At 65.6% G+C, this 2,165-nt stretch carries 2 protein-coding genes and 2 pseudogenes; 3 read left to right on the plus strand and 1 reads right to left on the minus strand.

Annotation, left to right across the window (positions count from 1 at the left end):
• Nucleotides 1-290, minus strand: a pseudogene (locus PF446_RS14200) (GAF domain-containing protein); the annotation flags it as partial.
• Between the two features lie 104 nt (nt 291-394).
• Here PF446_RS14200 and PF446_RS14205 point away from each other — a divergent pair.
• From PF446_RS14205 to PF446_RS14215, 3 genes and pseudogenes are all read left to right on the plus strand, one after another.
• Nucleotides 395-1,066, plus strand: a complete 672-nt coding sequence (locus tag PF446_RS14205; RefSeq protein WP_298072731.1) for a TMEM175 family protein — start codon at nt 395-397, stop codon at nt 1,064-1,066.
• A complete protein-coding gene (gene bioD, locus PF446_RS14210) occupies nt 1,063-1,755 on the plus strand; it encodes a dethiobiotin synthase (RefSeq protein WP_298072732.1) in 693 nt (230 codons plus the stop codon). The genes PF446_RS14205 and bioD overlap by 4 nt, the downstream gene beginning before the upstream one ends.
• Nucleotides 1,756-1,863: 108 nt before the next feature.
• Nucleotides 1,864-2,165 (plus strand): annotated as a pseudogene (locus PF446_RS14215) (dipeptidyl carboxypeptidase II); the annotation flags it as partial.

Here is a 2,165-nt window from a genome sequence, read left to right on the forward strand (position 1 = left end):
ACCAGTTGCGTCTGCCGCGTCTGCGCCGATTTGCCGCACACGCCGCGCCCCAGCGCGATGCGTACGCAGGCCGGCTGGCCCTGGAACGGGCCGACCACCAGCTCGGTGCCGTCGAAGAAATAAAAGCCGGCCCAGTTGACCATCGGCAGCGTATGGTAGGCCAGCGCGGCGAAATTGGCGGCGTTGGCCACCAGGTTCGTCTCGCCCTCGAGCAGGCCGCGCGCCTGGGTGGCAAGTTCGGCGTAGGCGGCGGGCTTGTTGGTGAAGTCGAGCGTTTGCGCCTGGAACATTGTGCGGATTCCCTCAAGGATCGTATGATCGTGACATGGTGGTGGATGCGGTCGATGCAATGGCGACGGCTCCGGATTCAATCAAGCCAACCCATGGAATTGACATGATTACGGGTGATGCACACGCTTCCCATGGCCAGCGCGTGGACGCATTCATTGACGCTGCGTTCGCCTTCACGGTCACGTTGCTTGTGGTGGCCAACAGCGACGTGCCGCGCAGTATGGGCGACATGCTGAACGCCTTGCGCGGGGTTCCCGCATTCGCTGCAGCCTTTGCGCAGATCGTGTATTTCTGGCGTGCGCACCTGACTTGGCGACGCGACTACGGTGTGGCCGACGTCACGGCATTCTGGCTGTCCATGCTGCTGGTGTTCCTGGTGCTGGTCTTCGTCTACCCGCTGGAAATGCTGTTCTCGAGCGCATTCCATGCCCTCAGCGGCGGCTGGCTTCCGAGCGGCTGGGTGCTCGGGCACGACAGCGACATCAAGGCGCTTTTCATTGCCTACGGCGTGGTTTTCGCGTTGCTCTCCGGATCGGTGGTGATGCTGTACCTGCACAGCATGCGTCGGATCGCGGGCCGCGTGCGTGATGGAGCCGTGGTGTGGGCCGGGGCCTGGTCGTATTCCGCATTGATCGGCCTTCTGGTGGCGCTGGTGGCCTGGGCGCTGCCGGCGCACCTGAGTGGGCTGGCCGGGTTCTGCCTGGGGTTGCTCGGACTGCAGGGAGTGGTGGTCGGGCGCATCAAGCGCCGCATCGACACGGAGTCGCACGCATGAGCACGCACGGCGTTTTCATCGCCGGGACCGACACCGAGATCGGCAAGACCCACGCCAGCGTGGCGCTGGTTCACGCCCTGCGCGCCGCAGGCCAGCGCGTGTGCGGCATGAAGCCGGTGGCCAGCGGCTGCGAGTCCACGCCCGAGGGCCTGCGCAATGGCGATGCGATTGCATTGCAGGCGGCCAGTCATCCGCGACCCGCATACGAACGGGTCAATCCATGTGCGATGCGTGCCGCGGTCTCGCCGCACCTTGCGGCGCGCGAGGATGGCGTGACCGTTGCGCTGGACCCGATCCGCGAGGCCTATGCAGCGATGGCTGCAGAGTGTGACTGCCTCGTGGTCGAGGGCATCGGTGGCTGGATGGTGCCGCTGGGCGACGACCTGCTGGCTTCGGCGATCCCGGCGGCGCTCGACCTGCCGGTGATCCTGGTGGTTGGTCTGCGCCTGGGCTGCCTCAATCATGCCTTGCTCAGCGCGCGGGCCATCCAATCCGATGCTTGCCGCCTGCTGGGCTGGATCGGCAACCGCGTGGATCCGGAAATGGCGATGGCGCAAGAGAATATCGAGACCCTGCGCCAACGGATGCCCGCGCCCTGCCTGGGCGTGCTCGATCATGGGCCGTCGCCGGAACATGCTGCCGGGCGGCTTGATGCTGCGGTCGCCGCGCTGCTGGACGATTGCAGCTGACCGCTCCCGCATTGCCGATCCATGCCGGCCACGGGTAAAGAGCAGGACGGCCTTCCGGCTCTAGTTCCCAGCCGATCCACCCAACGACTTGCAAGGAATCTTTTCGTGATGCCCAGCATTCGCCGTCTTACCCTGGCCAGCATGGTCACGGCCCTCGTGGCCGTGGCCGGTTGTTCATCCTCGAACACCCCGTCCGCAAGCACCGCGGGCACGGCTCCTTCCAGCACCCCGGCCCCGGCCGGATCGAGCGCCCCCATGAAGCGCGAAAATCCGTTGCTGAGCAAGAGCGACCTGCCGTTCCAGGCACCACCGTTTGACCAGATCAAGGACAGCGACTTCGAGCCGGCCTTCAAGCAGGGCATGGCCGACCAGCTCCAGCAGGTCCAGAAGATTGCCGACAACCCGGCCAA

Source organism: Oleiagrimonas sp., assembly GCF_027858935.1.
Classification (GTDB): Bacteria; Pseudomonadota; Gammaproteobacteria; order Xanthomonadales; family Rhodanobacteraceae; genus Oleiagrimonas.